Raw genomic sequence first — 24655 nt, forward strand, 5'->3', positions numbered from 1 at the left:
ATGACGACCACCCAGTCGTGCCCCAACTGCGGCACGGTGCACGACACCCGGGTGTACGTGAGCGGCCAGAAGGTCACGTGCCGTTGCGGCATCCGGTTCGAGGTGCGGCGCGCGGACGTGTCCGGCATCCACCGCCCGAATACGGGCGAGCCGTCAGGCGTCCGTCCGGCCGCGAAGGCCGACGGGGAAGCAGGCGTCGCGGTGACGTTCGTGCCGCGCGCGGCGGAGAATCCGCGAGAATCAGCGTCACCTTCTGTCGCTCCGGGTGTTGGAGCGGACAGCGAGGACGCGGTGGGACAGGAGATGAGGGCCGGCTCCGTCCCAGGGGGCAGTGAAATGAACAGCCCGCGACCGGATGGCGTGGGGAAGACGGACGAGGGCGAGGTTCCCGCGGGGGTGGTTCCGCCCGTCGCGGAGGGCCGCAACACCCACACGTCCGGAGTGGCGGTGCCCATGGCGGACGGGGCCCCGGGTGCGCAGGCGCTGGCCCCGGAGCTGGACGGGGCCACGCTGGTGCGCGCGGGGACGCCGGGGGTGAAGGTGCCGCGGGTGGTGGACACGGGCATCCGCGTCATCGAGAACGCGGAGACGGTGCTGACGGGCGCGAAGCCCCAGCTGCCGGGCCTGGAGCTCCTGGAGGTGCTGGGGCGCGGCGGCATGGGCGAGGTGTGGCTCGCGCGCCAGCAGTCCCTGGGCCGCACGGTGGCGGTGAAGGTGCTGCCGCCCCGGCTGGCGAAGGACGAGGAGTTCGTGTCGCGCTTCGACAAGGAGGCGACCGCGCTCGCGGCCCTGAGCCACCCGAACATCGTGCAGATCATCGACCGGGGCGTGCAGGGCGAGCACTACTACTTCGTCATGGAGTACGTGGAGGGCCAGTCGCTGCGCCACGCGCTGAGCGGCCGGGATCCGCTCCCGCCCGCGCAGTCGCTCAAGGTGCTGCTCCAGGTGGCGCGCGCCGTGGAGTGCGCGCACGCCAAGAACATCATCCACCGCGACCTGAAGCCGGAGAACATCCTGCTGGACGGGCGGCTGCACGCGAAGGTGGCGGACTTCGGCCTGGCGGGCATCCGCGAGCCGGATTCGGAGAAGCACCTCACCGCGACGGCGGTGGCCATGGGCACGCTCAACTACATGGCCCCGGAGCAGCGCCGGGACGCGAAGAACGTGGACGGCAGGGCGGACCTCTTCTCCCTGGGCGTGATGATGTACGAGGCGCTCACGGGCGAGCTGCCCGTGGGCCGCTTCAAGCTGCCGTCCGAGCGCGTGCGCGGCCTGGACCCCCGCCTGGATCCGGTGGTGGAGAAGCTGCTGGAGACGGACCGCGAGGCCCGCTACGCCACCGCGACGGAGGTGTGCGAGGCGCTGGAGGCGCTGGTGTCGGCCTCGTCGTCGCCGCACGTGGCGCCCGCATCGGCGCTGGCGCGCGCGCAGCCGTCGCACGTGGCACAGATGAAGTCCATCACCGCCCCGGAGGCCGCCGTGCTGGAGGCGCTCCACGCGGGCTGGGGCCGGGTGCGCACCGGCCTGTCCGTGGTGGGCGGCCTGGCCGTGCTGGGCTTCGCGGCGCGCGCCTTCGTGGGCTTCGGGGGCCTGACCGTGACGCCGCCGCCCCCTCCGCCCCCGGTGCACTTCCCGGCCAACACGGAAGGGGAGGTGTTCTCCGGCCTGAAGCTCACGCCCCCCGTGGCCGGCTCCGACGACACCACCCTGGAGATGGGCTTCGAGCCTGGCGAGGAGGAGCTCAACGTCCACAGCGGCACCTGGACCATGGACCAGGGCGAGCTGCGCGCCGTGCAGGCCGGCCGCGAGGCCGACGGCAAGCTGGTGCCGCGCGCGTACCTGGCGCACCGCTACTTCACGAGCGACGACTTCACGGCCGAGGTGCTGATGGACGTGAAGCCGCTGGGCAAGCAGTGGTCCGTCGAGGAGGACGGGCAGCACTTCAGCGAGCTGGCGTTCCGCATCCGCGACGTGCAGGTGTCCGTCTTCGCCATCCCCGACGCGGGCATGCGCCTGTCGTGGCGCTACTTCTCCCCGGACGACGGGCACGAAGTGGTGGGCAACAGCGCGGAGGACACCAAGAACCTCGTCCAGGACGAGATGCCGGTGCCCAAGCAGGGCCCGTTCCTGGTGAGGCTCCAGCTCAAGCGGCAGAAGAGCGGCGTGCGGGTGGACGCGTTCCTCAACAAGAAGCTCTTCGCCTCCAAGGTGCTGCCGGGCTTCGAGGGCCGCGTGGGCAAGCTGGCCCTGGGCTGCCGCAACCTCCAGTGCACCTTCGATGACCTGAAGGTCGTGGGGCCGCTGCAGGAGCGCCCCGTGCGCCGCGTCGCCACCGGCGAGTAGTCCGCCGCGGCTCCAGGGCCCATGGGGCTTGCCGCCCCGTCGGCCCGTTCCCACCTTGCTCCCGCCGGGCTCCGTGCGTCGCGGGGCCGTCCGGCACGCGGGCGGGGGTGGGGCATGGCCGTGGACCTGGACCTGGGGCGCGTGCTCCTGCTGCCGCTCTGCGGCGTGGGGCTGGCCCTGCTGCTCTGGGCGACCTTCACCCTGGGCCGGACGCCCACGGGCACCCGGCCCCGCTGGATGTTGGCGGGCTTCGGGGCGCTGGCCATGGGGCTGGTGCTCTTCGTCCCGTGGATGCGCGGGACGGCCCTGGTACCGGTGTCGCCGGACGTGCTGGTGAAGGCGCTGGGCGGCGTGCTGCTGGTGCTGGCCGCGGGCGTGTCGGCCCGGGGCGCCCGGGTGCGCCTGCGGGCGGATGCGCTGCGCGGCGCCGCGCCCATGCCCCTGGACGAAGCGGTGGCGGCCCTGCGCGAGGGGCGGCCTCCGGGCTTTGGCGTGTACCAGGGCCAGCTGGAGTCCCTGGAGACGCTGACGTCACCGGGCGGCGTGCCGTGCGCCTTCTACGACGCGGCCGTGCACGCGGTGGGGGCCCATGGCCGCAAGGGGCCGCTGCTGTCGCGGGAGCGCGCGTACTCGCCGGTGCTGCTCCTGAAGGGCGAGCGCACGCGGGCGGCGGTGGGCTTCGCCCCGTCCGCGCTGCTGGCCCCGGTGGAGGTGCGCCGGTGCGAGTCGCCGCCCGCGCTCACCCGGGCGGAGCTGCTGGGCGCGCCCGCGCAGGCGCTGTCCTGGGAGCGCGTGGGCGTCCCGGGGGAGGCGTGCCTGGTGGTGGGGGAGTTGATGCGCGATTCCCGCGACGGCACCTACGCGCTGCGCGGGCGCGGCGGGCGTCCGGCGCTGGTGGTGCTGGGGGAGGAGGCCGCGGGCACCGGCGGGGTGTTGTCCCGCCAGGCCTGGAAACACTTCGCGGCGGCCGGGGCGCTGTCCCTGGCCGCCGCGTTCATGCTCGCCCGGACCTTGTGAGGTCCGGACGAAGGGCCCCGGCCCGCGAGGGCGCCGGGGCGGACGTCCTCAGCCGACCTCGGTGCGGCAGACGGGGCTGCAGCCGTCGCGGGCGTTGGTGTTGCCGTCGTCGCAGTCCTCGCCGTCCGCCTCCTGGATGATGCCGTCGCCGCAGCGCGCGTTCCAGATGCAGGTCAGGCTGCACTTGCCGTAGCCCGGGCCATTGTCGTTGCCCTTGTCGCACTGCTCGCCCGGGTCGAGGGTGCCATTGCCGCAGGTGGACTTGCACTCGGTGCGCTGCGTTTCGAAGTTGTTCAGGGTCAGCTTGTACGAGGACTGCGACGTGTGGCGCTCCGCCTGGAACACGACGACCTCGTAGATCTTGCCCTTCACCAGGCCCAGCTTGCCGGTGATCGTGGTGTCCGCCAGCGACACCGTGCCGGACGTCGCGCCGTGCACGCCGCCCAGGTCCAGCGCGAGCTTGCCGTTGATGAACACCCAGACGTCGTCGTCACCCAGGAACGTCAGGACCTCGGTGCCCTTGAACTCGAACCAGTAGCGCGTCTCGCTGGTGAAGCTGAAGTTGCGCTTGATGCTGTTGTTGTCGTTGAGCTGGTTCTCCTTGCCCAGGCCCACCCAGCCGCTGGTGTCGAGCGGGAAGAAGGTCTGGTCGTCGAAGACGTAGGAGCCGTTGGCCTGCTTGTTGAGCTTCAGCGTGCCGACCTCGGTGACGTTGACGTTGGGCGTGTCGCGGTACCACTGGTCGAAGGCGGTCTTGCCGTGGGTGGTGCCGGAGGCCACGCCATCCTTCGCGTACGTGGGCTTCCCGTTCGTGAGCGTGGCGGTATAGGTCGGGCCGACGATGCCCTGCTCGGGGCCGTTCGCGTCATTGAAGTCCGGGTGCGTGGCCACGGGGGCCTTGCAGCCCGAGTTCACACCGCAGAAGTCGCGGTACACGACGGGGATCTCCACCGTGCTCGGCGGGGACTCGGTGATGCGGACGCAGGCGAAGCCCGCCTCCAGCTTGCACGTGGACGAGCAGCCGTCGTTGGAGCGCACGTTGCCGTCGTCGCACTCCTCGGTGGTGTCACCCGGGAGGATGACGCCGTCGCCGCAGCGGGCCTCGCAGGTGCCGTTCACGCACTTGGGCTCCAGCACGCACAGCGGCGAGCAGCCGTCGCCCATGTCGTGGTTGCCGTCGTCGCACTGCTCGGTGCCTTCCTTCTTGCCGTCGCCGCACGTCGTCCGGGTGCACGCCTGGCCCACGACGTCGCACTTGTAGCCCTGCTCCAGGCGGCAGGTGTCGCTGCAGCCGTCGCCCTTGGCGGCGTTGCCGTCCTCGCACTCCTCTTCACCGGCGATGACCTTGTCGCCGCACGCGGCCGCCTTGCAGCGCTGGCCCTGCAGGGGGCACGTCCAGCCCGACTCCACGACCTTGCAGTCCGCGGAGCAGCCGTCGTTGGACTCCGTGTTGCGGTCGTCGCAAACCTCGTTCTGCTCCAGCAGGCCGTTGCCGCACGACGCGGCCTTCACGCACGCTTCGCCCGGGTACGGGCAGACGTAGCCGGACTCCACTTCCATGCAGTTGGCGCGACAGCCGTCGCCGGACGCGTTGTTGCCATCGTCACAGGCCTCGCCCCGCTGCTGCTTGCCGTCGCCACAGACCTGGGGGCCCGGATCATACGAGCCGCCGTCGGGCAGCGTGTCGCCGCCGTCGGTGTTGCCGCCGTCGGTGCTTCCACCGTCGGTGACGGGAGTGCCTCCGTCGTCATCAGGGCCCTCGTCGCCGGGGCAGGCTGTCAGTGCGAGGAGGAAGGAAGCGAGCACGAGGCTCGCGAGTCGAGTCCGAGCGGGGGGGGAATGTTTCAGCATGAAGGGGATGCTGGAAGGGCCTGACCCCACGTGTCAAATGGATCAGGTGTTATTCCACCCAGCCGGTGCGTAAAAATGGAGAAAGCCCGTACGGGTGTACGGGCTTCCATGCATCCCCCTGCCTTACGGGGCTACATCTGTTCCAGCTCCTGACCCTTCGTCTCGCGGATGTATCTGGCGGCGAAGAAGACGGAGAAGACGGCGGCCGCGGCATACAGGCCGTAAGCCCAGCCCAGCCCGGCGGCCTGCAGCGCGGGGAACGTGGCGGACACCAGGAAGTTGGCCAGCCACTGCGCCATGGCCGCGATGGACAGCGCGAGCGCGCGGATGCGGTTGGGGAACATCTCGCCCAACAGCACCCAGACGACGGGGCCCCACGAGAAGCCGAAGCAGACGACGTAGAGGTTGGCGGCGATGAGCGCCGTGGTGCCGGCCGCGCCCTGCAGCACGGGCTTGCCCGCGGCGTCCAGCGGCGCGGTGCCGAAGAGGTACGCCATCAGGCCCAGCGTCAGCGCCATGCCCACGGAGCCGACGAGGAGCAGGGGCTTTCTGCCCACCTTGTCCACGAACGCGATGGCCACGAGCGTGGTGAGGATGTTGGTGACGCTGGTGATGACGGTGATGGCCAGCGAGTTGTGCTCGGAGAAGCCCACCGCCTGCCAGAGCACGCTGGAGTAGTAGAAGATGACGTTGATGCCCACGAACTGCTGGAGCATCGCGAGCACGATGCCGACCCACACGATGGGCAGGAACCCGAAGCGGCCGCCCTTCAGGTCCGCCAGCCGCGGCGTGTAGTTCGTGCGCACCGAGCGGCGGATCTCCACGACCTTGGACGGCGCGGAGTCCCCCTCGATGTCGCGCAGCACGCTCAGCGCCTCCTCTTCACGCCCCCGGGCCACGAGGAAGCGCGGGGACTCCGAGATGAAAATGGCGCCGATGCCGTAGAAGAGCGCGGGCGGAAGGCCGCTGAAGAACATCCACCGCCACGCGGTGAGGCCCAGCCAGGTGGGGTTGGAGGCGGAGCCCGCGTAGAGCGCGATGGCGAAGTCCCCCAGCAGGGCCACGAAGATGCCGGTCACGATGGCCAGCTGCTGCAGGGACGCCAGGCGGCCGCGCAGGTACGCGGGGGCGATCTCCGCGATGTACGTGGGCGCCACGACGCTGGCGAAGCCCACCCCCAGGCCGCCCACCAGCCGCCAGATGCTCAGGTCCCACAGGGAGAACGCGAACCCCGACCCGATGGCGCTGATGATGAACAGGGCCGCCGCGAGCATCATCGTGCGCCGGCGGCCGTAGCGGTCCGCGAAGGGCCCCGCGGCGAAGGCGCCCGCCGCGGAGCCGACGAGCGCGGAGGACACCGTCAGCCCCAGGCCCAGGCTGCTCGCGGCGAACTCGGCCTTCAGGGCCGCGACGGTGCCGTTGATGACGGCGGTGTCGAAGCCGAAGAGGAACCCGCCCAGGGCGGCCACCACGGAGATGCCAATGATCCTGCCGGTCCGTGTCTCCCGATGCGCCGGGGGCCCCCTCGTCGGGACATCGAGGACATCCGCCATGACGCGCTCCCTCCTCTTCGGACGGGCACGGATCCGGCCCTCGCGGGACGCACACCGGCCCTGGGAGAGAGGTGCCCCCGGTGGCCACCAAAAGGCACCCCCGGGCAGGCGGCCGCTCGCGGGGCCGCTCGTTGAGGGCGGGGCCGCGAAGCCGGAGGCGGGCCGGGGCTCAGCCCTCGTCCGCCAGGCCGTACTCCTTGAGCTTGCGGGCGAGCGTGTTGCGGCCGATCTCCAGCGTCCGCGCCGCCGCGGTGCGGTTGCCCTTCACGGCCTCCAGCACGCGCAGGATGTGGCGGCGCTCCACCTCCGCCAGCGGCAGGAGCAGCGGCGCGTCCGGCGCGGCGGCGGGCACGCGCGGCGTGGCGGAGGGGTCGGTCGCCGGGAGCGCCCGGTCCAGGGAGGGCAGGGGCAGGTGCTCCTCCAATATCTCCCCTTCGGACAGCACCACGGCGCTCTCGATGCAGTTCTCCAGCTCGCGCACGTTGCCGGGCCAGCGGTAGCGCTTGAGCCTCGCGAGCGCCGTGGCGCCCAGGCGGGGCACGGGCAGGCGGTGGCGCTTCGCGGCGGTGGCGACGAAGTGGCGGGCCAGCCGCTCGATGTCCTCCGCGCCGCGCTCGCGCAGCGGGGGCAGGAGCAGCTCCACGACCTTGATGCGGTAGTAGAGGTCCTCGCGGAACTTCCCTTCCTCCACCATGCGCGGCAGGTCGCGGTGGGTGGCCGCGACGATGCGCACGTCCACCTTGACGGCCTGCGTGCCGCCCACGCGCTCGAACTCGCGGTCCTGCAACACGCGCAGCAGCTTGCCCTGCACGGCCTGGGGCAGCTCGCCCAGCTCGTCGATGAAGACGGTGCCGCCGTCGGCCGCCTCGAACTTGCCGGGCACGCGGTGGTCGGCGCCGGTGAAGGCGCCCTTCTCGTGGCCGAAGAGCTCGTTCTCGATGAGGGCGGCGGGCAGGGCCGCGCAGTCCACCTTCACGAAGGGCTTGTCGCGCCGGGGGCCGTTGACGTGGATGGCGCGCGCGAACAGCTCCTTGCCGCAGCCGCTCTCCCCGCGCAGCAGCACCGTGGCGTCCGTGGGCGCGGCCTTCTGCACCAGGCGGTAGAGGGCCTTGAGCGGCGGGGCCTCTCCGATGATGCGGTTGAAGAAGTAGCCCACGGGGGCCTGTGGCTGATCCTTCGCGCGCTGCAGCTCCTGGTAGAGGCTGGTGGTCTGGAGCGCGGTGCTCACCTGGGCCGCGATGTCGGTGAGCTTCTGGGTGTCCTCCTCCGTGAAGGCGCCTCCGCCCAGGCGGTTGAGCACCTGGAGCACGCCGTACACGCTGCCGGCCGAGTCGCGCAGCGGCACCGCGGCCAGGCTGATGGTGCGGTAGCCCGTCATCCGGTCGATGTCCGCGAAGAAGCGGCGCTCACCGCGCGGATCCGGCACGTGCACGGGCTCGCCGGCCTCCGCGACGTAGCCCGCCACGCCCTGGCCCAGCTTCACGCGGATCTGCGCGACCTCCGGCAGGTGCGCCGCGCGGCTGAACAGCTCCCGGCGCACCGGATCCAACAGCCACAGCGTGCCCCGGTCCGCCTGCAACGTGATGGCGATGCGGTCCACGAGCGTCTGGAGGAAGGCGTCCAGGTCCACCTCGCGCCCGACGAGGCCACCAAGGGGGAGCAGGACCTGGGACACATCCGGCGGGGACGAGGGCATGGCGGCGGGCAGCGGCGGAAGTGAGAAGGGCGCTGGGGGCACTGTAGCAGCGCAGGGCTCCGGGCTCGCGGCGCTCATGCGCCCGCCGCGCGGCCCAGCAGCATGCGCTGCCCCTCACGCGCGGGCTCGGTGAAGGGGAACAGGCCGCGCGCCTCCTGCGCCATGTCCTCCAGCAGCTCGTCCGCGTGGGACGGGTCGTGGTGGAAGAGGAAGAGGCGCCCGGCGTGCAGGTCCTTGGCCACCTTGGCCGCGTCCATCATCGTCGAGTGGCCCCAGCCCTTCTTGGACATGCCCTTCCTGCCCTCGTACTCGTCGGGCGTGTACTGCGCGTCCAGGCACAGCGCGTCCGCGCCCTCGAAGTGGCGGGCCACGTCCGACGTGAGGCGCTCCGGCAGCTCCACGTCCGTCGCGTACACGAAGGAGTGGCCGTCCGCCTCCACGCGGTACGCCATGCACCCGTCCGGGTGCGGCACGTCGATGGGGGTCACCTTGAAGGGGCCGACCTCGACGGTGCGGCCGTGCAGCGCGGCGCCGAAGGCCATCTTCGAGCGCATGGTGGACAGCGGCACCGGGAACTGCGGCGGGCGCATCTGCTGCGACAGCGTGGACTCCAGCGCCTGGGCGCCGTTCGCGCCGGGGCCGTACATCGTCAGCGACGTGGTGGGCAGGTACGCGGGCGTGAAGAAGGGGAAGCCCTGCACGTGGTCCCAGTGCAGGTGGGAGAAGAACATCGTCGCCTTCTGGGGGGCGCCCTCGCGCATCATCACCTCGCCCAGCGTGCGGATGCCCGTGCCCGCGTCGAGGATCAGCCGCTCGCCCTGGCTCGTCACCTCCACGCACGCGGTGTTGCCACCGATGCGCGAGCCCGACACCGCGATGCTGCCCCGAACGCCAAAGAAGCGGATTTCCATGATGGGTCTCCTGGTGCTCCGACACCCGCTGGGGGCGCCCTGACGGGAGGGGGACGGAGCACGTCCGGTGCCAGCGCCAAGGGGCTGGAATCATTGGGGTCACAGGAGTGGGGCAGGGCGGGCCGCTCCATTCTGGAGCGCCCTGGATGGGGCGGGCGGTCCAATCCGGCGCGGCCCCGCGACGCGGCGGATTCCTGGTACATCCGGGGCCCATGCCGGTCATCGCGTTCTGCACCATCAAGGGAGGCGTCGGGAAGACGACGCTGTGTTCGCACGTGGCGGCGGCGCTGGCGGACACAGGGCGCCGGGTGCTGCTGTTGGACCTGGATCCGCAGGCGCATGCGTCGCTGGTGTTGGGCCTGGAGACGCGCGAGGGCCCGTGCGTGGCGGACGCCTTCGGGCCGCGGCCGAAGCACCGGCTGGATGAAATCGTGGTGGCGTCACCGAAGCGGCCGGGGTTGTTCATCGCGCCAGGGGCCCCTCGCATGGCGGCGCTGGAGCGCGAGCTGTTCGGGTGGGGCCACCGGCTCCAGGCGATTCCGCGCGCGTTGAAGACGCTGTCGTGGACGCCGGACGTCATCGTCGTGGACACGCCGCCGAGCATCGGCGCGTTCACGGAGGCCGTGCTGGCCTACGCGGACGTGGTGGTGGCGCCGGTGCCCACGGGCGCGTTTGCGTTGCAGGGGCTGGGGGAGATTGAGACCGCGTGGCGCGACGTGCGCGAGGAGGGCGGCCAGCTGGTGGCCGCCGTGAACCTGTGGGACCGGCGCACGCCCGCGACCAACGAGGCGATGGAGGCGGCGCTGAAGGACGTGACGGTGCCGGTGCTGAAGGCCCGCATCCCGCGCTCGGAGTCCATCAACCAGGCGGGCCTGGGCTACGAGGTGGTGTTCGACGTGAGCCCGAACGCGGCGGGCGCGGAGGAGCTGCGCGCCATGGCCCGCGAGCTGGCGAAGCTCGCGGGGCTGCGCTGAGGCGAGACCCTATCGCTGCTGAGCGACGATGAGGCCGCGTCGCACATCGATGGCGTAGAGCCCGCCGGCACCCGTGGCGGTGTCGTTCGGGTCGCAGATTTCGGTGTGTGCGTAGATGCCGACCAGGATGATTCCATCCGGCAGTTGCTCCACCGACACTTGATAGATGTCGCGACGGAAGAGGCACAGTTCAACCGGCGTTGCGTCCTTGGGCGGCTTGCGGTCCAAGGGGAGAAAATCATCCATCGCGAGCTGGACGGCGGTCGCGAGGTCCCCACTGAGGAGTGTCGTCCTGCCCTCCTGAAAGAGCAGGGGCGGGAAGACGAACTTCTGGGCCTCCTCGGGAGGCGCATGCGGTGGGCGCATCGAACGCTGGAACAGGGAGCACCCGCTCAACGCAACGAGCGACAGAACAAGCAGCGACGCGCGTGTCATCGGGAGCCCTCCGGCACAGGCTGGATGATGCCGCTCGCCTTGTCCACGACGCGTCCGATGAGCACCCAGCGACGTCCCTGTCGCGCGTAGACCTCCCCGGGGCGCCCCTGCTCAAGGTACGGGATATACATCTGCACGGCGCACGTAGCGTCCATCTGCACGCGGAAGGAGTACCGCTGGCGCGATTTCCAGCGGTCTTGGATGGATAGCGGCGAGTAGCGCCACGGGTGGGTGTGGTAGTCCGCGAGGATTGCTGTCCGCCCCCGCTCATCCACTACTTTCTTGGGCACGCGGCAGTCCTTGAAGTCCCTGTTCTCGGCGCTGAGGCGTCGCGTCTCCAGCGCGGCGGGCCAGGATGCATAGTAGCGGCCTTCATGGGAGTAGATGACCCCGCAGTACTCCTGGCCGTAGTCGCCGCGAGGTGGCGCGGCGGCAGGCAACTCCATGAGCGGGGCGCACAGTTGGTCGATGATGGCATCCGCTTCGACGGAAGAGGCGATGACAGGCCACGGCCCACGAACCCATGGAGTCTCGCGGCCGTCGCGGACCTCAACCCCGAAGTACGTCCCGTTACCATCCCGGAGATACGAGTAGCCGCCGCACGCCACGAACAGCGTGAGCGCTGCCATCCAAACCAAAGGCACCATGCCTTCCCTGATGCCCCTTGAGACGCGGGGAGCGGGAAGGCTGGCATCACGTAAGAGAGGGCGGGAGTCCGGCATGGCACAACGTACCATGACCGGAAAACGTGAAATTCACGCTATGCAGACGCGTGAGCGCGGAGCGCCTCAGTCCGGCTGTCCGATGGTGCCGGTCCGCAGGGGCCCGGCGCGCCGGTAGGTGAGCAGCACCACCCCGTTGGGCGTGATTCGCGACGCGGCGAGCTGCAGCGTGCGGGGCTGCGTTCCCGTCCCGAAGAGGCGCCGGCCGCTGCCCAGCGTCACGGGGAAGACGTGCAGGTGCAGCACGTCCACCAGGTCGTGCTCCAGCAGGGTCTGCAGCAGGCCGCCACTGCCATGCACCTGCAGCTCGCGGCCGGGCAGGGCCTTGAGCCGGCGCACTGCCTCCACCGTGTCTCCGTCCAACAGCTTCGAGTTCGCCCAATCCACGCTGCGCAGGGTGGTGGACGCCACGTACTTGGGCAGCGAGTTGAGCGGCCCGGCGATGGGGTCGCCCGGCTCCGTCACCTTCGGCCAGTAGCCCGCGAAGATGTCATACGTCCTGCGCCCGAGCAGGAACGCGTCCGCCCGGCTGAAGATGTCGACGACGTGCGCGCCGAACTCCGGGCTGGAATGCGGCTGTACCCAGCCGCCGTGGGTGAAGCCGCCGCCCGGGTCTTCCTCCGGGGCTCCCGGTGACTGCACCACTCCGTCCAGCGTCACGAACTCCGTCACCGTCAGTTCCATGGTCGCATCCGTCCCTTCCGGGCAGTCCATCCGCCCGTCCAAATTGGCGACGAATGGGCCGCGCGCGGATCGACACGGTGGCGTTTTCGGGGTGTGGGAGTCGAGCGGGCGTGCGTTGACTCAGGGCGTCGGGACGCCAGTAGCTAGCGCTGAGCGCACGTTGGCTTCCGTGAAGGTCGTGCCCCAGACGGCGTTGAGCTCCTGGGCGACGAAGGCGGCGCCCGGCTGAAGCGTGCCCTGCGAGGCCTCCAGCATCTGCACGCGCGGGTCGGTGAGCTCCAGCAGGCGGGGCGCCACGTCGCTCACGTCGCGACCCTGCTGCTGGGCGGCGCGCACGCCCTGGAGCCACGCGCGCACGGTGCCCTGCGCGTGGGGGATGAACAGGAGCTGCTCCGCCGCGCCCAGCTTCACGATGAGGTGTCCCACGCCCAGGGTGATGACGACGCTGCCGTGCGTGGCGAGCAGCGGCCCATGATCAGGGGACAGGGTGTTCCAGTCCACGGCCGCGAGGTTCTGGAAGTACATCGGCGTGAAGCGTTGCGGAGCCTGGGAGACGAGCGCGCGCGTGTGCTCCACGGGGATGAGGGTGTCCCAGTCATCGTGGAGGATGAGGAACGGTGTCTGCACCGTGCTGGCCAGGTGGGCGGCGGTCCAGCGCGTGTAGTCCGTGCCGGGGGTGATGGGGTCGCCGCCGGTGGTGGCGTAGATGCGGCGGAAGTAGGGCTCGAAGAACTGCTGGTAGCGCGAGCGCATCGTCGGGTCGCTCACGCGCGACGGCACGACGCGGCTCACGTAGTCCACCTCCTGCGCGAAGTCCGACAGCGGGGACAGCGCGACGCCCACCTTGGGCACCACCGTGGCGGGAGCATCCGCAGCCGCGTAGAGCGCCTCGTAGCCGCCCCACGAACCGCCGAAGATACCGATGCGCGTGGTGTCCACGTTGTCGGCCTGGGCCAGGAAGCGCAGGCCCGCGTTCATGTCGTCGCGGTCGTTCTGGAGGTCGCCGCCCGCGTAGAAGCGGCCGAAGACGGCGAGCACGCCGAAGTCATGGAAGAGGTAGACGAATGCCTCGCCCGAGATGGTCTCCGGCGTGGTGGGCGTGAACGCGATGGGCGACGAGCCCGGCCCGTGGTGCGGCTCGCTGTCGTCGGGGTGGATGCCGGCGCCGCGAGCGGCCCACTTCGCGTCCACGGCCTCGCCCGTCCACGCGATGCCGTCATAGGGCTTGGTCATCATCACCACGGGGGACACGCCGGGCTTCCGGGGCGGGAACCACTGCGCATAGGTGGCGGCACGGCCGGGCACCTCCAGCTTGAGCAACTGGTAGGGCCACGTCTGGCCCACAGCCTTCAACTCACCGGAGCCCAGCTGCGTCACCTGGACGGAGCCGGGGTCCGTCGGCGTCTCGTCCGGGGTCTGGCAGGAGTTCGTGGACGGACTGGGGTTGCTGCAGCACGCGGTGGGGAGGGTGCCCAGGAGGGAGAGGGCCAGGAGCGTGGTCGAAAACAAGCGCATGCCCCAGCAGACACCGCGGCGCGGATTTTCTGAAAGCCACCCCGCGCGTTCCGGACGAGGATGGCGGCACATGGACTACCAGGCGGTGTTGTCGGAGGTCTGGGACGCGGTGCGGCCGGTGCTGGGGCAGGGCCGCGTGGCGACGTACATCCCGGCGCTGGCGGCGGTGGATCCCCACCGCTTCGGCATGGCGCTCGCGACGGTGGAGGGGGACGTTTACGGCGTGGGGGACTGGCGCGAGCCGTTCTCCATCCAGAGCATCTCCAAGGTCTTCACCCTGGCGCTCGCGCTGTCGCGGGACGGGGACGCGCTGTGGCGGCGCGTGGGCAAGGAGCCGTCGGGCAATCCGTTCAACTCACTGGTGCAGCTGGAGTACGAGCAGGGCATCCCGCGCAACCCGTTCATCAACGCGGGCGCGCTGGTCATCACGGATCGCCTCCAGCGCCTCACCGGGGATGCGCGCGGCACGCTGCGGGACTTCCTCCGCGCGGAGAGCGGCAACCCGCTGGTGGACTTCGATCCGGTCATCGCCGCGTCGGAGGCGGAGCACGGCCACCGCAACAGCGCGCTGGCCCACTTCATGGCGAGCTACGGCAACATGGAGAGCGCTGTCCCGGAGGTGCTGGAGCACTACTTCTGGCAGTGCTCGCTGGCGATGAGCTGCGCGGATCTGGCGCGGGCGTGCGGCTTCCTCGCGCGTCACGGGCAACGTGCGGATGGTGTGCGGCTGCTCACGCGCAGCCAGGCCAAGCAGGTCAACGCGGTGATGCTCACCTGCGGCACGTACGACGCGGCGGGAGAGTTCGCCTACCGCGTGGGGCTGCCCGGCAAGAGCGGCGTGGGCGGAGGCATCATCGCCGTCATCCCCAACCGCTGCGCCCTGTGCGTGTGGAGCCCCGGGCTGGATGCACGGGGCAACTCGGTGGCGGGCGTGGAGGCGCTGGATCGGTTCACGACGCTGACCGGCCTGTCCATCTTCTGACGGCCGGGCCTGGGTTCACTGGCCTTGTTCTTCGAGGGCCTTCAGCCAATAGGACCGCCCACCGGACGCCAATGCGCCCGCCAGGAACTCCGCGAACGAGCTGGCGATGACCGGGCAGTAGTAGGGGTCCGGAAATCCCTCGCGGTAGCCGTCGCGGAGTGGATAGCGCCCATGCGTCTGTTGCCCCACATCCAGGAGCGCATAGTTGCTGTCCTGGAGCTGGCACACCGTGTACCAATCCGAAGGACCCGCCGCGTCAGTGTCGGATTGGGACATGACGACCCGGGCACGCCGCACCTCCGCGAGCGGCAGGATGTAGTACGGCGCGTTGGAACCGCGGAACAGCCTCGCTCCATCAAAGCGCGTGTAGAAAGCGCGCAGGTCCGGATCCAGGCGCCATCCCATTCGACGTTCGAACGCATCGACCGCTGCCTCCGTCGCGGGCGGATGCGGAAAGTGCTGGGCTGCCACTGCGTCGAGAAGTTCGGTCATCGTCGGCATGTGGCTACTCTCCGTAGGGATGGCTGACCCCGACGCTCGTCCACGGGGGTTGTCCTGCGTAGCACTGGTTGTAGAGCTGATTCAGGCCGGAATGGAGGTCGGCGGGAAAGGGGATGATGTTGTCCCAGTCGGTCGGGTTGCCACCGTGCTTGAGGTCGCGGATGTGGTGGGCTGGGTAGTTGTTCCCACTGGCGTCAGTCGGCCACTGGCCGAACTTCTCCGCCCATCGCTCGCGGAACCCATCCCGGATGGACTCCCATCGGCTCCGTGCCGTTGCGTTCTGGCTGACGCTCAGCGCTGGGTAGTTACAGCAGCAGTTGGCGATGCCGAACCGGCTCCCCGCTCGGAACATGTTGCCGTCGAAGTCCATCTTCACGTCCGCGAGCCAGACGCAGCCTTTGTCATGCTGGGCACGGTACCGGCCGGCACCGACACACCCGCTTCAGCGCAGGCCGTTCAGTAGCGCGGCCAGCTTCTGGGGCTGGGACGCGAAGGGCGAGTGTGACGAGTCCAGCGTGTCCACGGTGAAGGCGTTGCCGGGCGTGAAGGCGTCCGCCTCGCGGATCATCAGGTCCTGGAGCGCGGGGGCCAGGGCGCGGTCCTGGGCGCAGCGAAGGTAGCTGCGCGGGATGCGGCCCCAGCGCTCCTTCGTGGCGCCGACCTTGCCCGTCCACAGCGACAGGGGGATGTCGGGCGTGAGCGTGAGCGCGAAGGGCAGGAAGGCTGCTTCATCCACGTCGTGGTAGAAGCCCGCGCGCAGGGCCTCCCGGTAGGCCGCGTCGCCACGCGGGTTGATCCGCACCGCGCCCACCTTCGCGGCGTCGCCGATGAAGAGGGCTTCGCTGTAGGGCGTGTGGGCCTCGGGCAGGGCGCCGTAGCCGCTGGCGCTCTGGAGTCGCAGCGGGACGTAGGCGCTCAGGTACACCAGCCGCCCGATGAGGTGCGGGGCCTTCTCCGCCGCTCGGGTGATGACGGTGCCTCCCGCGCTGTGGCCCACGAGCACGGGCTTGCTGGGACCACCCTGGAGCTTCTCCAATGCGGCGACCACCGCGTCCGCGCAGTCGTCCAGCGTGAGGTCCGCCTGGGGCGAGCGCTCCTCCTTGAAGCGCGCCGTGTCGCCCGTGAGATAGGACGCGGGGAAGCGCGCGTTGAGGCCGTGGCCGGGCAGGTCGATGGCCACCACCTGGTGCCCCTTCGCGGAGAGGGCCTCCGAGACGCGCGTCCAGTGCAGGGCGTTGTGCCACGCGCCGTGGATCAGGAGGAACGTCCTGGCCTTGCGCGGAGCCTTCACGGGCGTGACCGCGAGCCCGACTCCTGGCAGCAGGCCCGCGCCCAGCAGGGCGGTCTTCATCACGTCACGACGGTTCATGGGGGACTCCTTCGTTGGGGGGAAGCACGGCAAGGAGGCGCTCGCGCAGACGCGCGAGGTCGAAGAGCTGCCGCTCCACTTCCGCCAGACGCTCCCGGTGGGCCGCGAGCGCGTCCGGGCAGATGGCGTCCGTGACCTGCTGGAGCATGCAGCGCGGGAAGGTGGCGATCTCCTCCAGGGAAAAGCCCAGGCGGATCATCCGGGCCACCTGCATCACCTGGGGCACGGCGGCTTCGTCGAAGTCGCGGTAGCCGTTGTCGCGGCGGTGGGAGGCGAGCAGCCCGGCCTTGTCGTAGTGGCGGATGGAGCGTGCGCTGCTGCCCGTGCGCCGGGCGAGTTCTCCGATGTTCATCCTGCTCTCCTGAAGCCGGACGCTAGGGCCTGACACTGGTGTCAAGGTCAAGACCGGGCGGGCGAATGTGACCGACGAGATGCGTGACCGCGTTCTAGGGTGCGCCGCGTGAGCCTGTCCCCGCCCGTGCCCCGTCCGCGTCCCGCGCTTCTCACGCTTGCCTACCTGGCGTTCGTCAGCCTGGGGTTGCCGGACGCGGTGCTGGGGGTCGCGTGGCCGTCGCTGCGGAGCACGTTCGGGCTGTCGCAGGCGATGATGGGCTCCATCCTCGGGACGGCGGCCGTCACGTACTTCATCTCCGGGTTGCTCGCGGGCCGGCTGATGCGGGCGATGAACCTGGGGCTGCTGTTGGCGCTGAGCACCGGCTCGGTGGTGCTCGGGCTCACGGGCTACGCGACGGTGCCCCTGTTCGTGCTGTTCCTGGCCGCCGCCTGCTTCATCGGCTTCGGCTCGGGCGCCATCGACTCCGCGCTCAACAACTACGCGGCCCAGAACTTCGGTCCCAGGCACATGAGCTGGCTGCACGCGGCCTACAGCGTCGGTGCCGCGCTGGGTCCGGTGTTGATGACCGCGCTGCTCGCGCGGGGGGCCAGCTGGCGGACGGGCTATGCGGTCATCGCGGGAGTGCTGGGCGCGCTGGCCCTGACGTTCCTGGTGATGCGCCGGATGTGGAGCGCGCCGGAGGCGACGCCGGGAGAGGCGCCACGAGCGGATGTGCCTGCCGCGTCCGCGATGGAGGCCGTGCGCCGTCCCCGCGTGTGGCTCCAGATCCTGACGTTCTTCTTCTACACGGGCCTGGAGGTGACGGCGGGCCAGTGGAGCTTCACGGTGCTGACCGAAGGCCGGGGCCTGCACACCGCCGCGGCGGGCACCTTCGTGAGCCTCTACTGGGGCAGCCTGCTGGCGGGGCGCATCCTCTCCGGCTTCGTCGTCGAGCACATCGGACCCGTGCGGATGCTGCGCGGGAGCACGGTGCTGGCGGTGGTGGGCGCGCTCCTGTTCGCGATTCCGTCGCTACCGCCCGCGCTCGGGCTGGTGTTGTTGGGGCTCGCGCTGGCGCCCATCTTCCCGGTCCTGATGTCGGAGACGCCGCGCCGCGTGGGGCTGGACGTCTCCCATCACGCAGTGGGCTTCCAGGTCAGCGCGGCGACCACGGGCGTGGCGGCCCTGCCGAGCCTCGCGGGCATCATCGCGGAGCGCTGGGGGCTCCAGTTCATCGCCCCCTACATGCTCGCGGTGGCCGTGCTGCTGACCGTGGTGCACGGCGTGCTGTCCGCCGTGGCGGACCGTCCCCAGCTCTCCCGCTGAGCTTCAGCTCGCGGACGGAAGCTCCGCGCTGCGAAGGGTCTTCGGGCCCTGCGCGGTCCACTGTGACAGCCGCAGGGTCGCGCCCTTCGCGGAGGCGTGGGGCTCCACCTCCACGAAGGTGAAGCGCTGCTCCAGCTTCGCGTGCTTCTGCTTCGCCGGGTCCAGCGATGGATTGCCCTGGAGCTCCGCGAGGTATTCGCCCCACTCCTCGTCGGAGGCCTCCGGGGCGGGGAGCTGGAGCAGCGAGATCCACGTGCCGGTGTTGGCGTAGAGCGGCCCGTCGCCCTCGTGCCAGCGGGCCGCGTGCGTGTGGCCCATCACCACCGCCTGGGGGTTGTACTTCTTGCCCAGCCGCGCGGTCTCCGCGAGCTCGTCCTTCCCAGGCTCCAGCGCGAAGTAGTCCGTACCGCTCCTGCCGGCGACCGCGCGGTGCAGGCGCGCGTAGAGCGCGAAGCCCGCCTTGGCCAGCTTCAGCCGCGCGCGGCCCAGGGCCTCCGGGTTGTCGAAGGCGTTGAGCTTCTCCGGGTCGATCACCGACAGCAACGCCTCCACCTCGTCGTCCTTCAGGTCCACCCGCGCCAGACCGCGCGCCAGGTGCGCGTCCGCGTCCGACGCGCCCACCGCGTCCATCGGCTCGAGCGCGAAGGCCGGCGCGAGGCTCCGGTTCTCCAGCAGGCGCCGGATGAGCGTGAGCGTCCCGGCGTTGAACAGGACCTTGAGCGCGTCCGGCTTCACGCCGAGCGCCACCATCACCGCGCCCTGGAAGTCCGGCTTGAGCAGGTCCATGTACCGCATGCGGTGCTGGTGCTTGAGCGGGTTGAGCAGCGTCTTCACCAGCACCGAGCCCGGCGGATACCGGAAGCGGTTCGCCCGCTCCGGCGACAGGAGCGAGTCGTAGTCGATGCGGTTCGCCACGTCGGTGTGCTCGCCGTGCGTGACGAGCACGTGCGACCCGCCGACCTCCAGTCGCAGGGGCGCGGTGCCGTCCCGGAACTCCAACCGCGAAGCCACGTCCGGCGGCTGCCCGAGCGCCGAGCGGATCACCCCCTGGACGTCCGGCAGCGCCAGCTCCAGGTCATGGTTGCCCACCACCATCGTCGCCTGGCCTCCCGCGGCCAGCACCCGCCCGAGCGCCTTCAGCGCGGGCGCGGTCGCCGCGGACGTCACCAGCGCCCGGGCCTGCTCCAGCGTCCGCCGCGGATCCACCGCCAGCGGGTCGTCGTTGAGCAGGAAGTCGAAGCTGTCCCCGTTGAGGACGACATGGGTGGGCGTGCCCGTGAAGGAGTCGAAGAGGGCGGGCAGCTCGGCGGCGCCCGCGAAGATGTCGTAGGGGCCTCCGTTGCCGAGGTGAAGGTCGCTGAGGATGAGCGTTCGCATCGGTCCATGCTCCTTTCAGGGAAGCGCCTGCAGGTCGTTGTGCCGGATGCTCACGGCGGGATCGCCGAGCACCACGTAGTTGCGAGCGTCGTTGCGTTCAATCCACCGGTGCAGCAGTTCGCGCGGCTGAAGCTTGCCGTTGGACGTGTTGGCGTCCAGGTGCGTCAGCAGGATGTTGTTGGCGGCGGAGAAGCGGTCGCGGAAGTCGCGCAGCGCGTGGCCCACCGGCATGCCCGCCATGATCTTCCAGAGCGTGTTGCGGAACGGGTGGAGGGTCGTCTGCGTCATCTGCAGGGGCCGGATGGAGAAGCCCCAGGCCCGCTCCACGTGGCCAATCACTGCCAGCGCGCCGCCGTTGGGATGGGCCAGCAGCCGCCGGGGTAGGGCCGCGACGAAGGGCGCGCTCGCGAGCGCCTCGCCGCTCCGGGTGGCGTTCATCGGAAACTCGTCATGCGCGGGCGTACCCATGCCGAAGCAGGCGAAGAAGAACGCCACCAGGCCATGGAGCCGGGCGTCGTCCTGGATGTCCGACGCCGCCACGTAGTGCGCGGGCGCCATCGCGCCAAAGCCGCTCCAGTCCTGGCTCAGCAGGGCGCCCTGCTTCGTGAGCTGGAGCGGATCATTCGCCTTGAAGCCCACGCCATGGGACGCGGTGAAGAGCACCGCCGGGCGCACCTCCTGGCCGTGGAGCGCGGAGAGCAGCCACTCGCGGGTCGCGTCGTCCTCGATGGCGTCACGGCTGGCGTAGCGGAGCTTCGCGGCGACCGTCTTCGCCGGCTGCGGTGCCTGATCCGCGGTGGCGCCCCGGGCCAGCGCGGTGACGAGGCTGTCCGCGCTGAGCTCCGTGGAGCGGTCCCCGGGGTGCTTGGGTCCCCACCAGCTCACCTGCCGGTGGTTGGGCGCGGAGTCGCCCGTCTCATACGCCACCACGCTGTCCGCATAGCGCGCGTACTCCGCGGGCGTGTCGAAGGAGAGCCGGCCCACGGCGTAGGAGAGGGAGAGCGAGTGCTGCACGTCGAACGGGATGACGTCCGGCCCGCCCACGAGCAGCAGGTAGTAGGGCACGGCGGTCGGCTCCACGTCGCCGATGGGCGCCCCGTACCGCTCCAGGAACTGATGCGCCGTCTCGCCGGCCTGGTAGGTGAGGACGTGGAGCCGGTCCGTCTCCGCGCGCGCGCGCCGGTGGGCGATGAGGGGCTCCAGGCTCTTGCGCAGCTCGTCGGAGGCGGAGGCAGCGAACACCACGCCCCAGCCGGCCTGGGTGTAGTCCTCCGGCGGCGCGTCCGGCGGCAGGCCGAAGGAGACGCGCATGGGGAGGAACTCGAGCCACTTCTTCCACGCCTCGAAGTACGCGGCCTCGCCCCGGGGCTCCGCCACCTCCGCGGCCGCCGGCAGCTCGATGGGCGGCACCAGGTACTGCCCGGTGACGCCGTCGATGCCGTTGAGGATCAGCGGATCTTCCGGGCTGGGGATGGGGCGCTCCACGTTCACCTCCTCGCCTCCATCCTAGGCCTCCCCGCCGACCTGGAAAGAGCCGACAGGGGCTCGGCTGTCCGGCCCTCGGCGTTCGTGAGCAGGTGGTGTCGCGTGGCGGGCTCGCATTCCGACCCCAGGGCTGACGTGTCCTCTGGTCCACAGCCCCCTCGTCCTCTCGGGCAGGGACCGGCCGCGGCGTCGTGGCAATCCCTTACGTCTCATTCGAGCCGGACTGGACTTGTGGCGTGCGGACGCATGCCTCTGTGTTGTGTCTGACTTTGACTTGTCGCGTCTGGCATTGCAGGGCGTGTCTGTGTTCACGTTCGCTCCGCGTCCGGCACGTCTGGCACCCCTCGCCATGCGGGTCCGGCCGCAAGGGAGAGCACTCATGACGAAGAAGGCCTCGGTCCAGGATGTGGTGCAGGGCTGGCTGTCCGGTGATGAGGAGTCCCATGGCATGACGAACCCGGCGGGCCCGGTGTTCGTGGGAGGTGCGCGCACGGAACAGGCGCTCACGGAGTCCAACCTGGTGGCGGACACGGGCTGCAGCAGCTGCACCGCCTCCACCACCGCGTTCTGCTGTTGATCCATCGCGGACCCCCGTCCGCATGAATCCCCCCTCCGGTCTCCGTGCGCGGTGCCGGAGGGTTTCCCGCCGTCCCCATCTCCGGTCCCCACCCCCAGGGAGCCCCCCTCATGGTCCACGAGGAAGCGTCGATGGCTGCCGAGGTCCCTCCCGAGGGATGGCTCGCGCGCCCCGTGAAAGTCCTGCTGGCGCCGCATCTGGACTCGCTCGCGGAGCGGCTGGCGCGGATGGAGGGCCTCTCCCCGGCGGAGCGCGGCGTGGTGGAGGCCGCCGTCCGGGAGGCGCTGGGCTTCAGCGCCCAGCTCAAACTCAACCGCGTGCTCCTGCTGGAGCTGCACGCCGCGTCGCTGGAGGGACGGCTCGACGCCGCGGACCCGCCGGGACGGTGGGCCCAGTTCCTGGAGCAGGCCTGCACCTCCGACTTCCACACGCACCTGCGCGGACGCTACCCGCCGCTCCTGGACAGGCTGGCGACGCTGGGCCGGCTCCAGACCCAGGCGGTGCTGCGGCTGGCGGAACGGTTCGTCGCGGACCGCGAATCACTGACGGAGCTGCCCGGCCGTCCTCGCGGCGCGCTGAAGCGCCTGCGGCTGGGGGAGGGGGATGCACACCGGGGCGGTCAGACGGTGGCGCTGCTGGAGCTGGAAGCGGGCACGGTGCTCTACAAGCCCCGCTGCATGCGCGTGGATCGCGCGCTGGACGGGCTGCTCGCGCGCGTGCTGGCGCCGGACGAGGAAGCCTCGCGGATCCGCGTGCCGTCCGTGCTGGTGCGCGCGGGCTACGGCTGGGCGGAGTTCGTGGAGCACCGCTTCTGCGCGAACGACGCCGAGCTCGCGCGCTTCTACCGGAACCTGGGCCACTGGCTCGCGGTGATGCGCCTCTTGGGCGGCACGGACCTGCACTCGGAGAACCTCATCGCGCACGGGCCGGTGCCCGTGGTGGTGGACGTGGAGAGCCTCTTCACCCCGGATCCGCCCGTGCCTCCGGCGGAGCGCGGGCTGGCGGTGGACCTGGCCGCGAAGGCCATCCGCGGCACCGTCCTGCGCACGGGCCTGCTCCCCGTGCGCAGCGGCGGCCCGGGCCTGGGCGGTCTGGACATCTCCGCGGCGGGTTCGCTTCCGGGCCAGCAGCCGCGCATCCCGGCGCCCCTCATCGTCGGCGGTGGCACGGACGGGGCCCACCTGGGCATGGCGCTGATGGAGCGCCCGCACGCGAAGAACCACCCCAGCCCGGACCCCGTGCTCGCGCGGCACTGGGACCAGGTCGTGGAGGGCTTTCATGAGCTGACCGCGCGGATGAAGGCGCTGGACGCGGACGGAGGGCTGCGCCCGCTGCTGGAGCCGTTCACGGGCGCGATGGTCCGGCGCATCCTGCGGCCCACGCAGACGTACGCGGAGCTGCTGCGCATGCTCTGGCACCCGGCCTCGTTGTACGACGCGCCCAGGGCCCACGCGCGGGCGCGGGACGTGATGCGCAAGAACGCCGACGTGTCCCCCGGCGCGCCCTCCGCCACGCCCGTCATCGACGAGGAGCTGGCGGACCTGTGCGTGGGGGACATCCCCGTGTTCACCCAGCCCGTGACCCGGAGCGTGCTCGACGCCGCGCTGGAGGCTTGGCGTTCGGTGGACGAGTCGCTGGAGGAGATGACCATCCAGAGCACGCTGATCAGCGCCTACCTCAACGAGAAGACCGTGCCGCCTCGCGTCCTCGCGCCGGCCACGCCCGCGCGCCGCGAGCACCTGGATGCGCGGCGCCGGGCCCAGCTGTCCAAACTGGTCCGCCGCGTGCGTGACGCGGCCGTGCGGGGCCCGGACGGGACGGCGACGTGGATCAGCCCGGTGCTCGCCGAGCACGGCTGGGCGGTGCGCCCGCTCTCCGCCGAGCACTACAGCGGGCAGGGCGGCGTCGCGGTGGTGCTGGCCCAGTACCTGCGCGAGGTCGACCACGGCCGCGCGGATGCGGTGGACGGCCTGCCGGAGCTGCTGGACGGTGCGCTCGCGGTGCTGCGCGCCACGGAGGACCGGGTGCCGGTGAAGAATCCGGGCGGCTTCTCCGGGCTGGCGTCGCAGGTGTGGATCTGGTCCACGCTGCACGACCTGGGCACGGTCCCCGGCGCGCTGGACCGGGCCCGTGAGCGCGCGGCGGCGCTGACGCCCCAGGTGCTGGACGCGGACGGCCTGCTGGAGGTGCTGGGCGGCGTGGCGGGCGTCATCGTCCCGCTGCTCAACCTGGTGGACCAGACCGGCGAGCCGAAGTGGCTGGACGTCGCGGCGCACGCGGGCCGGCGGCTGGAGGACACGGCGCGCAGCGTGGCGGGCGACGCGCGCTGGTCCACGTCGATGTTCCCGGAGCCCATCGGCGGCTTCGCGCACGGCACGGCGGGCATCGCCTGGGCGCTGGCGCGGCTGGGCCTGAGCGCGGCGGGGACGGCGGCGGACCGGCGGCGGTGGCGCAGCCTGTCCGAGCGCGCCTTCGACTTCGTGGACGGCCTCTACCGGCCGGACCTGGGCAACTGGACGGACCTCCGCCGCCCGGAGGCCACGGATCAGCTCACGACCTGGTGCCACGGGAGCACGGGCATCGGCCTGGCGGCGGCGGACCTCTTCGCCCGCACCGGGGCCGCGCGCTACGGGGACCTGTTCCAGCGGGCCCGCGCCGCGGCCGTGCGTGAGGGCTTCGGCTGGACCCACACCCTGTGCCACGGCGACCTGGGGCTGTGGGAGCTGCTGGAGACGGCGCGGCGGCTGTCCTCGGCGCCGCTGGGGCCGGACCGGGAGGTGCTGGACGCGGAGCTCATCTCCGGCCTGGAGGCGCGCGGTCCGGTGGCGGGGCTCGCGCGCGACGCCTTCTCCCCCGGGCTGATGGCGGGGCTGGGCGGCGTCATCCACACGCTCCTGCGCATGCACCCGGAGAGCCGGCTCGTGTCGCCGCTGTTGCTGGGACGCGCGCCGGACATGGACCCGGACGCGCCCTGAGGCGTGCGTGCGTCACCGGCCCGCTCCT

General features: G+C 71.1%; 21 protein-coding genes. 7 read left to right on the forward strand and 14 right to left on the reverse strand.

Translation table 11 applies throughout. The annotated features are described in order from the left end of the window. Together AABA78_RS15695 and AABA78_RS15700 are read left to right on the forward strand one after the other, a co-directional pair. Positions 1-2343: a serine/threonine-protein kinase gene (locus AABA78_RS15695; protein ID WP_338263882.1), complete on the forward strand. Its 2343-nt coding sequence runs from the start codon at positions 1-3 to the stop codon at positions 2341-2343. 114 nt (positions 2344-2457) lie between these two features. Continuing rightward, entirely contained in the window at positions 2458-3360 is a 903-nt protein-coding gene (locus AABA78_RS15700) for a hypothetical protein (protein WP_338263883.1), read from the forward strand. 48 nt (positions 3361-3408) lie between these two features. Here AABA78_RS15700 and AABA78_RS15705 read toward each other — a convergent pair whose 3' ends face one another. The 4 genes from AABA78_RS15705 to AABA78_RS15720 form a co-directional block, all read right to left on the reverse strand. After that, positions 3409-5211, reverse strand: a complete 1803-nt coding sequence (locus AABA78_RS15705) for a DUF4215 domain-containing protein (RefSeq protein WP_338263884.1) — start codon at positions 5209-5211, stop codon at positions 3409-3411. Positions 5212-5342: 131 nt separating this feature from the next. Continuing rightward, positions 5343-6764: a sugar porter family MFS transporter gene (locus tag AABA78_RS15710; protein ID WP_338263885.1), complete on the reverse strand. Its 1422-nt coding sequence runs from the start codon at positions 6762-6764 to the stop codon at positions 5343-5345. Between the two features lie 169 nt (positions 6765-6933). Beyond that, entirely contained in the window at positions 6934-8460 is a 1527-nt protein-coding gene (locus AABA78_RS15715) for a sigma-54-dependent Fis family transcriptional regulator (RefSeq protein WP_338263886.1), read from the reverse strand. A gap of 74 nt (positions 8461-8534) precedes the next feature. After that, positions 8535-9371 carry an MBL fold metallo-hydrolase gene (locus tag AABA78_RS15720; protein ID WP_338263887.1) on the reverse strand — a complete coding sequence of 279 codons (837 nt, stop codon included), beginning with the start codon at positions 9369-9371 and terminating at the stop codon, positions 8535-8537. Between the two features lie 212 nt (positions 9372-9583). On the opposite strand from AABA78_RS15720, the gene AABA78_RS15725 reads away from it, so the two are divergent. After that, complete coding sequence (locus AABA78_RS15725; RefSeq protein WP_338263888.1) at positions 9584-10345, forward strand: ParA family protein; 762 nt, start codon at positions 9584-9586, stop codon at positions 10343-10345. A 9-nt stretch (positions 10346-10354) separates the two neighbouring features. Here the strand turns inward: AABA78_RS15725 and AABA78_RS15730 are convergent, their stop codons facing one another. The 4 genes from AABA78_RS15730 to AABA78_RS15745 all read right to left on the reverse strand — a co-directional run bounded on the left by AABA78_RS15730 (position 10355) and on the right by AABA78_RS15745 (position 13701). Next, positions 10355-10780 (reverse strand): hypothetical protein, encoded by a 426-nt coding sequence (locus tag AABA78_RS15730; protein ID WP_338263889.1) that lies wholly within the window; start codon positions 10778-10780, stop codon positions 10355-10357. Continuing rightward, positions 10777-11409, reverse strand: coding sequence for a hypothetical protein (locus AABA78_RS15735; protein ID WP_338263890.1), 633 nt, complete (start codon positions 11407-11409; stop codon positions 10777-10779). The genes AABA78_RS15730 and AABA78_RS15735 overlap by 4 nt, the downstream gene beginning before the upstream one ends. 159 nt (positions 11410-11568) lie before the next feature. Next, complete coding sequence (locus AABA78_RS15740) at positions 11569-12186, reverse strand: dihydrofolate reductase family protein (RefSeq protein WP_338263891.1); 618 nt, start codon at positions 12184-12186, stop codon at positions 11569-11571. Between the two features lie 120 nt (positions 12187-12306). Beyond that, on the reverse strand, positions 12307-13701 hold the full coding sequence (locus AABA78_RS15745) for an alpha/beta hydrolase family protein (RefSeq protein ID WP_338263892.1): 1395 nt from the start codon (positions 13699-13701) through the stop codon (positions 12307-12309). A 70-nt stretch (positions 13702-13771) separates the two neighbouring features. On the opposite strand from AABA78_RS15745, the gene AABA78_RS15750 reads away from it, so the two are divergent. Next, positions 13772-14683: a glutaminase gene (locus AABA78_RS15750; RefSeq protein ID WP_338263893.1), complete on the forward strand. Its 912-nt coding sequence runs from the start codon at positions 13772-13774 to the stop codon at positions 14681-14683. A 15-nt stretch (positions 14684-14698) separates the two neighbouring features. On the opposite strand, the gene AABA78_RS15755 is transcribed toward AABA78_RS15750, so the two are convergent. From AABA78_RS15755 to AABA78_RS15770, 4 genes are all read right to left on the reverse strand, one after another. Next, entirely contained in the window at positions 14699-15175 is a 477-nt protein-coding gene (locus AABA78_RS15755; protein ID WP_338264294.1) for an SMI1/KNR4 family protein, read from the reverse strand. 13 nt (positions 15176-15188) lie between these two features. Beyond that, positions 15189-15560 carry a hypothetical protein gene (locus AABA78_RS15760; RefSeq protein ID WP_338263894.1) on the reverse strand — a complete coding sequence of 124 codons (372 nt, stop codon included), beginning with the start codon at positions 15558-15560 and terminating at the stop codon, positions 15189-15191. Between the two features lie 66 nt (positions 15561-15626). Beyond that, on the reverse strand, positions 15627-16553 hold the full coding sequence (locus AABA78_RS15765) for an alpha/beta fold hydrolase (RefSeq protein WP_338263895.1): 927 nt from the start codon (positions 16551-16553) through the stop codon (positions 15627-15629). After that, positions 16540-16905 (reverse strand): MerR family transcriptional regulator, encoded by a 366-nt coding sequence (locus tag AABA78_RS15770; RefSeq protein WP_338263896.1) that lies wholly within the window; start codon positions 16903-16905, stop codon positions 16540-16542. The genes AABA78_RS15765 and AABA78_RS15770 overlap by 14 nt, the downstream gene beginning before the upstream one ends. Positions 16906-17013: 108 nt before the next feature. Between AABA78_RS15770 and AABA78_RS15775 the strand changes: the two genes are divergently transcribed. Next, on the forward strand, positions 17014-18213 hold the full coding sequence (locus tag AABA78_RS15775; RefSeq protein WP_338263897.1) for an MFS transporter: 1200 nt from the start codon (positions 17014-17016) through the stop codon (positions 18211-18213). Between the two features lie 3 nt (positions 18214-18216). Here AABA78_RS15775 and AABA78_RS15780 read toward each other — a convergent pair whose 3' ends face one another. Next, positions 18217-19590: a metallophosphoesterase gene (locus tag AABA78_RS15780; RefSeq protein ID WP_338263898.1), complete on the reverse strand. Its 1374-nt coding sequence runs from the start codon at positions 19588-19590 to the stop codon at positions 18217-18219. Positions 19591-19605: 15 nt separating this feature from the next. Then, positions 19606-21075, reverse strand: coding sequence for a C25 family cysteine peptidase (locus AABA78_RS15785; protein ID WP_338263899.1), 1470 nt, complete (start codon positions 21073-21075; stop codon positions 19606-19608). Between the two features lie 379 nt (positions 21076-21454). Between AABA78_RS15785 and AABA78_RS15790 the strand changes: the two genes are divergently transcribed. Continuing rightward, positions 21455-21652: a DUF6229 family protein gene (locus tag AABA78_RS15790; RefSeq protein WP_338263900.1), complete on the forward strand. Its 198-nt coding sequence runs from the start codon at positions 21455-21457 to the stop codon at positions 21650-21652. Between the two features lie 131 nt (positions 21653-21783). Continuing rightward, positions 21784-24627, forward strand: a complete 2844-nt coding sequence (locus AABA78_RS15795; protein ID WP_338263901.1) for a type 2 lanthipeptide synthetase LanM family protein — start codon at positions 21784-21786, stop codon at positions 24625-24627. The last annotated feature ends 28 nt before the right edge of the window (positions 24628-24655 follow it).

The sequence above is a fragment of the Corallococcus caeni genome (genome assembly GCF_036245865.1).
Classification (GTDB): domain Bacteria; phylum Myxococcota; class Myxococcia; order Myxococcales; family Myxococcaceae; genus Corallococcus; species Corallococcus caeni.

Bases quoted from the DNA above. Each gene is read 5' to 3' on its own strand.
- AABA78_RS15750 (WP_338263893.1), top strand. From the start codon at position 13,772: ATGGACTACCAGGCGGTGTTGTCGGAGGTCTGGGACGCGGTGCGGCCG.
- AABA78_RS15725 (WP_338263888.1), top strand. From the start codon at position 9,584: ATGCCGGTCATCGCGTTCTGCACCATCAAGGGAGGCGTCGGGAAGACG.
- AABA78_RS15765 (WP_338263895.1), bottom strand. From the start codon at position 16,553: ATGAACCGTCGTGACGTGATGAAGACCGCCCTGCTGGGCGCGGGCCTG.
- AABA78_RS15780 (WP_338263898.1), bottom strand. From the start codon at position 19,590: ATGCGAACGCTCATCCTCAGCGACCTTCACCTCGGCAACGGAGGCCCC.
- AABA78_RS15730 (WP_338263889.1), bottom strand. From the start codon at position 10,780: ATGACACGCGCGTCGCTGCTTGTTCTGTCGCTCGTTGCGTTGAGCGGG.
- AABA78_RS15795 (WP_338263901.1), top strand. From the start codon at position 21,784: ATGGCTGCCGAGGTCCCTCCCGAGGGATGGCTCGCGCGCCCCGTGAAA.
- AABA78_RS15790 (WP_338263900.1), top strand. From the start codon at position 21,455: ATGACGAAGAAGGCCTCGGTCCAGGATGTGGTGCAGGGCTGGCTGTCC.
- AABA78_RS15770 (WP_338263896.1), bottom strand. From the start codon at position 16,905: ATGAACATCGGAGAACTCGCCCGGCGCACGGGCAGCAGCGCACGCTCC.
- AABA78_RS15715 (WP_338263886.1), bottom strand. From the start codon at position 8,460: ATGCCCTCGTCCCCGCCGGATGTGTCCCAGGTCCTGCTCCCCCTTGGT.
- AABA78_RS15700 (WP_338263883.1), top strand. From the start codon at position 2,458: ATGGCCGTGGACCTGGACCTGGGGCGCGTGCTCCTGCTGCCGCTCTGC.
- AABA78_RS15740 (WP_338263891.1), bottom strand. From the start codon at position 12,186: ATGGAACTGACGGTGACGGAGTTCGTGACGCTGGACGGAGTGGTGCAG.
- AABA78_RS15755 (WP_338264294.1), bottom strand. From the start codon at position 15,175: ATGACCGAACTTCTCGACGCAGTGGCAGCCCAGCACTTTCCGCATCCG.
- AABA78_RS15720 (WP_338263887.1), bottom strand. From the start codon at position 9,371: ATGGAAATCCGCTTCTTTGGCGTTCGGGGCAGCATCGCGGTGTCGGGC.
- AABA78_RS15705 (WP_338263884.1), bottom strand. From the start codon at position 5,211: ATGCTGAAACATTCCCCCCCCGCTCGGACTCGACTCGCGAGCCTCGTG.
- AABA78_RS15745 (WP_338263892.1), bottom strand. From the start codon at position 13,701: ATGCGCTTGTTTTCGACCACGCTCCTGGCCCTCTCCCTCCTGGGCACC.
- AABA78_RS15695 (WP_338263882.1), top strand. From the start codon at position 1: ATGACGACCACCCAGTCGTGCCCCAACTGCGGCACGGTGCACGACACC.
- AABA78_RS15735 (WP_338263890.1), bottom strand. From the start codon at position 11,409: ATGGCAGCGCTCACGCTGTTCGTGGCGTGCGGCGGCTACTCGTATCTC.
- AABA78_RS15710 (WP_338263885.1), bottom strand. From the start codon at position 6,764: ATGGCGGATGTCCTCGATGTCCCGACGAGGGGGCCCCCGGCGCATCGG.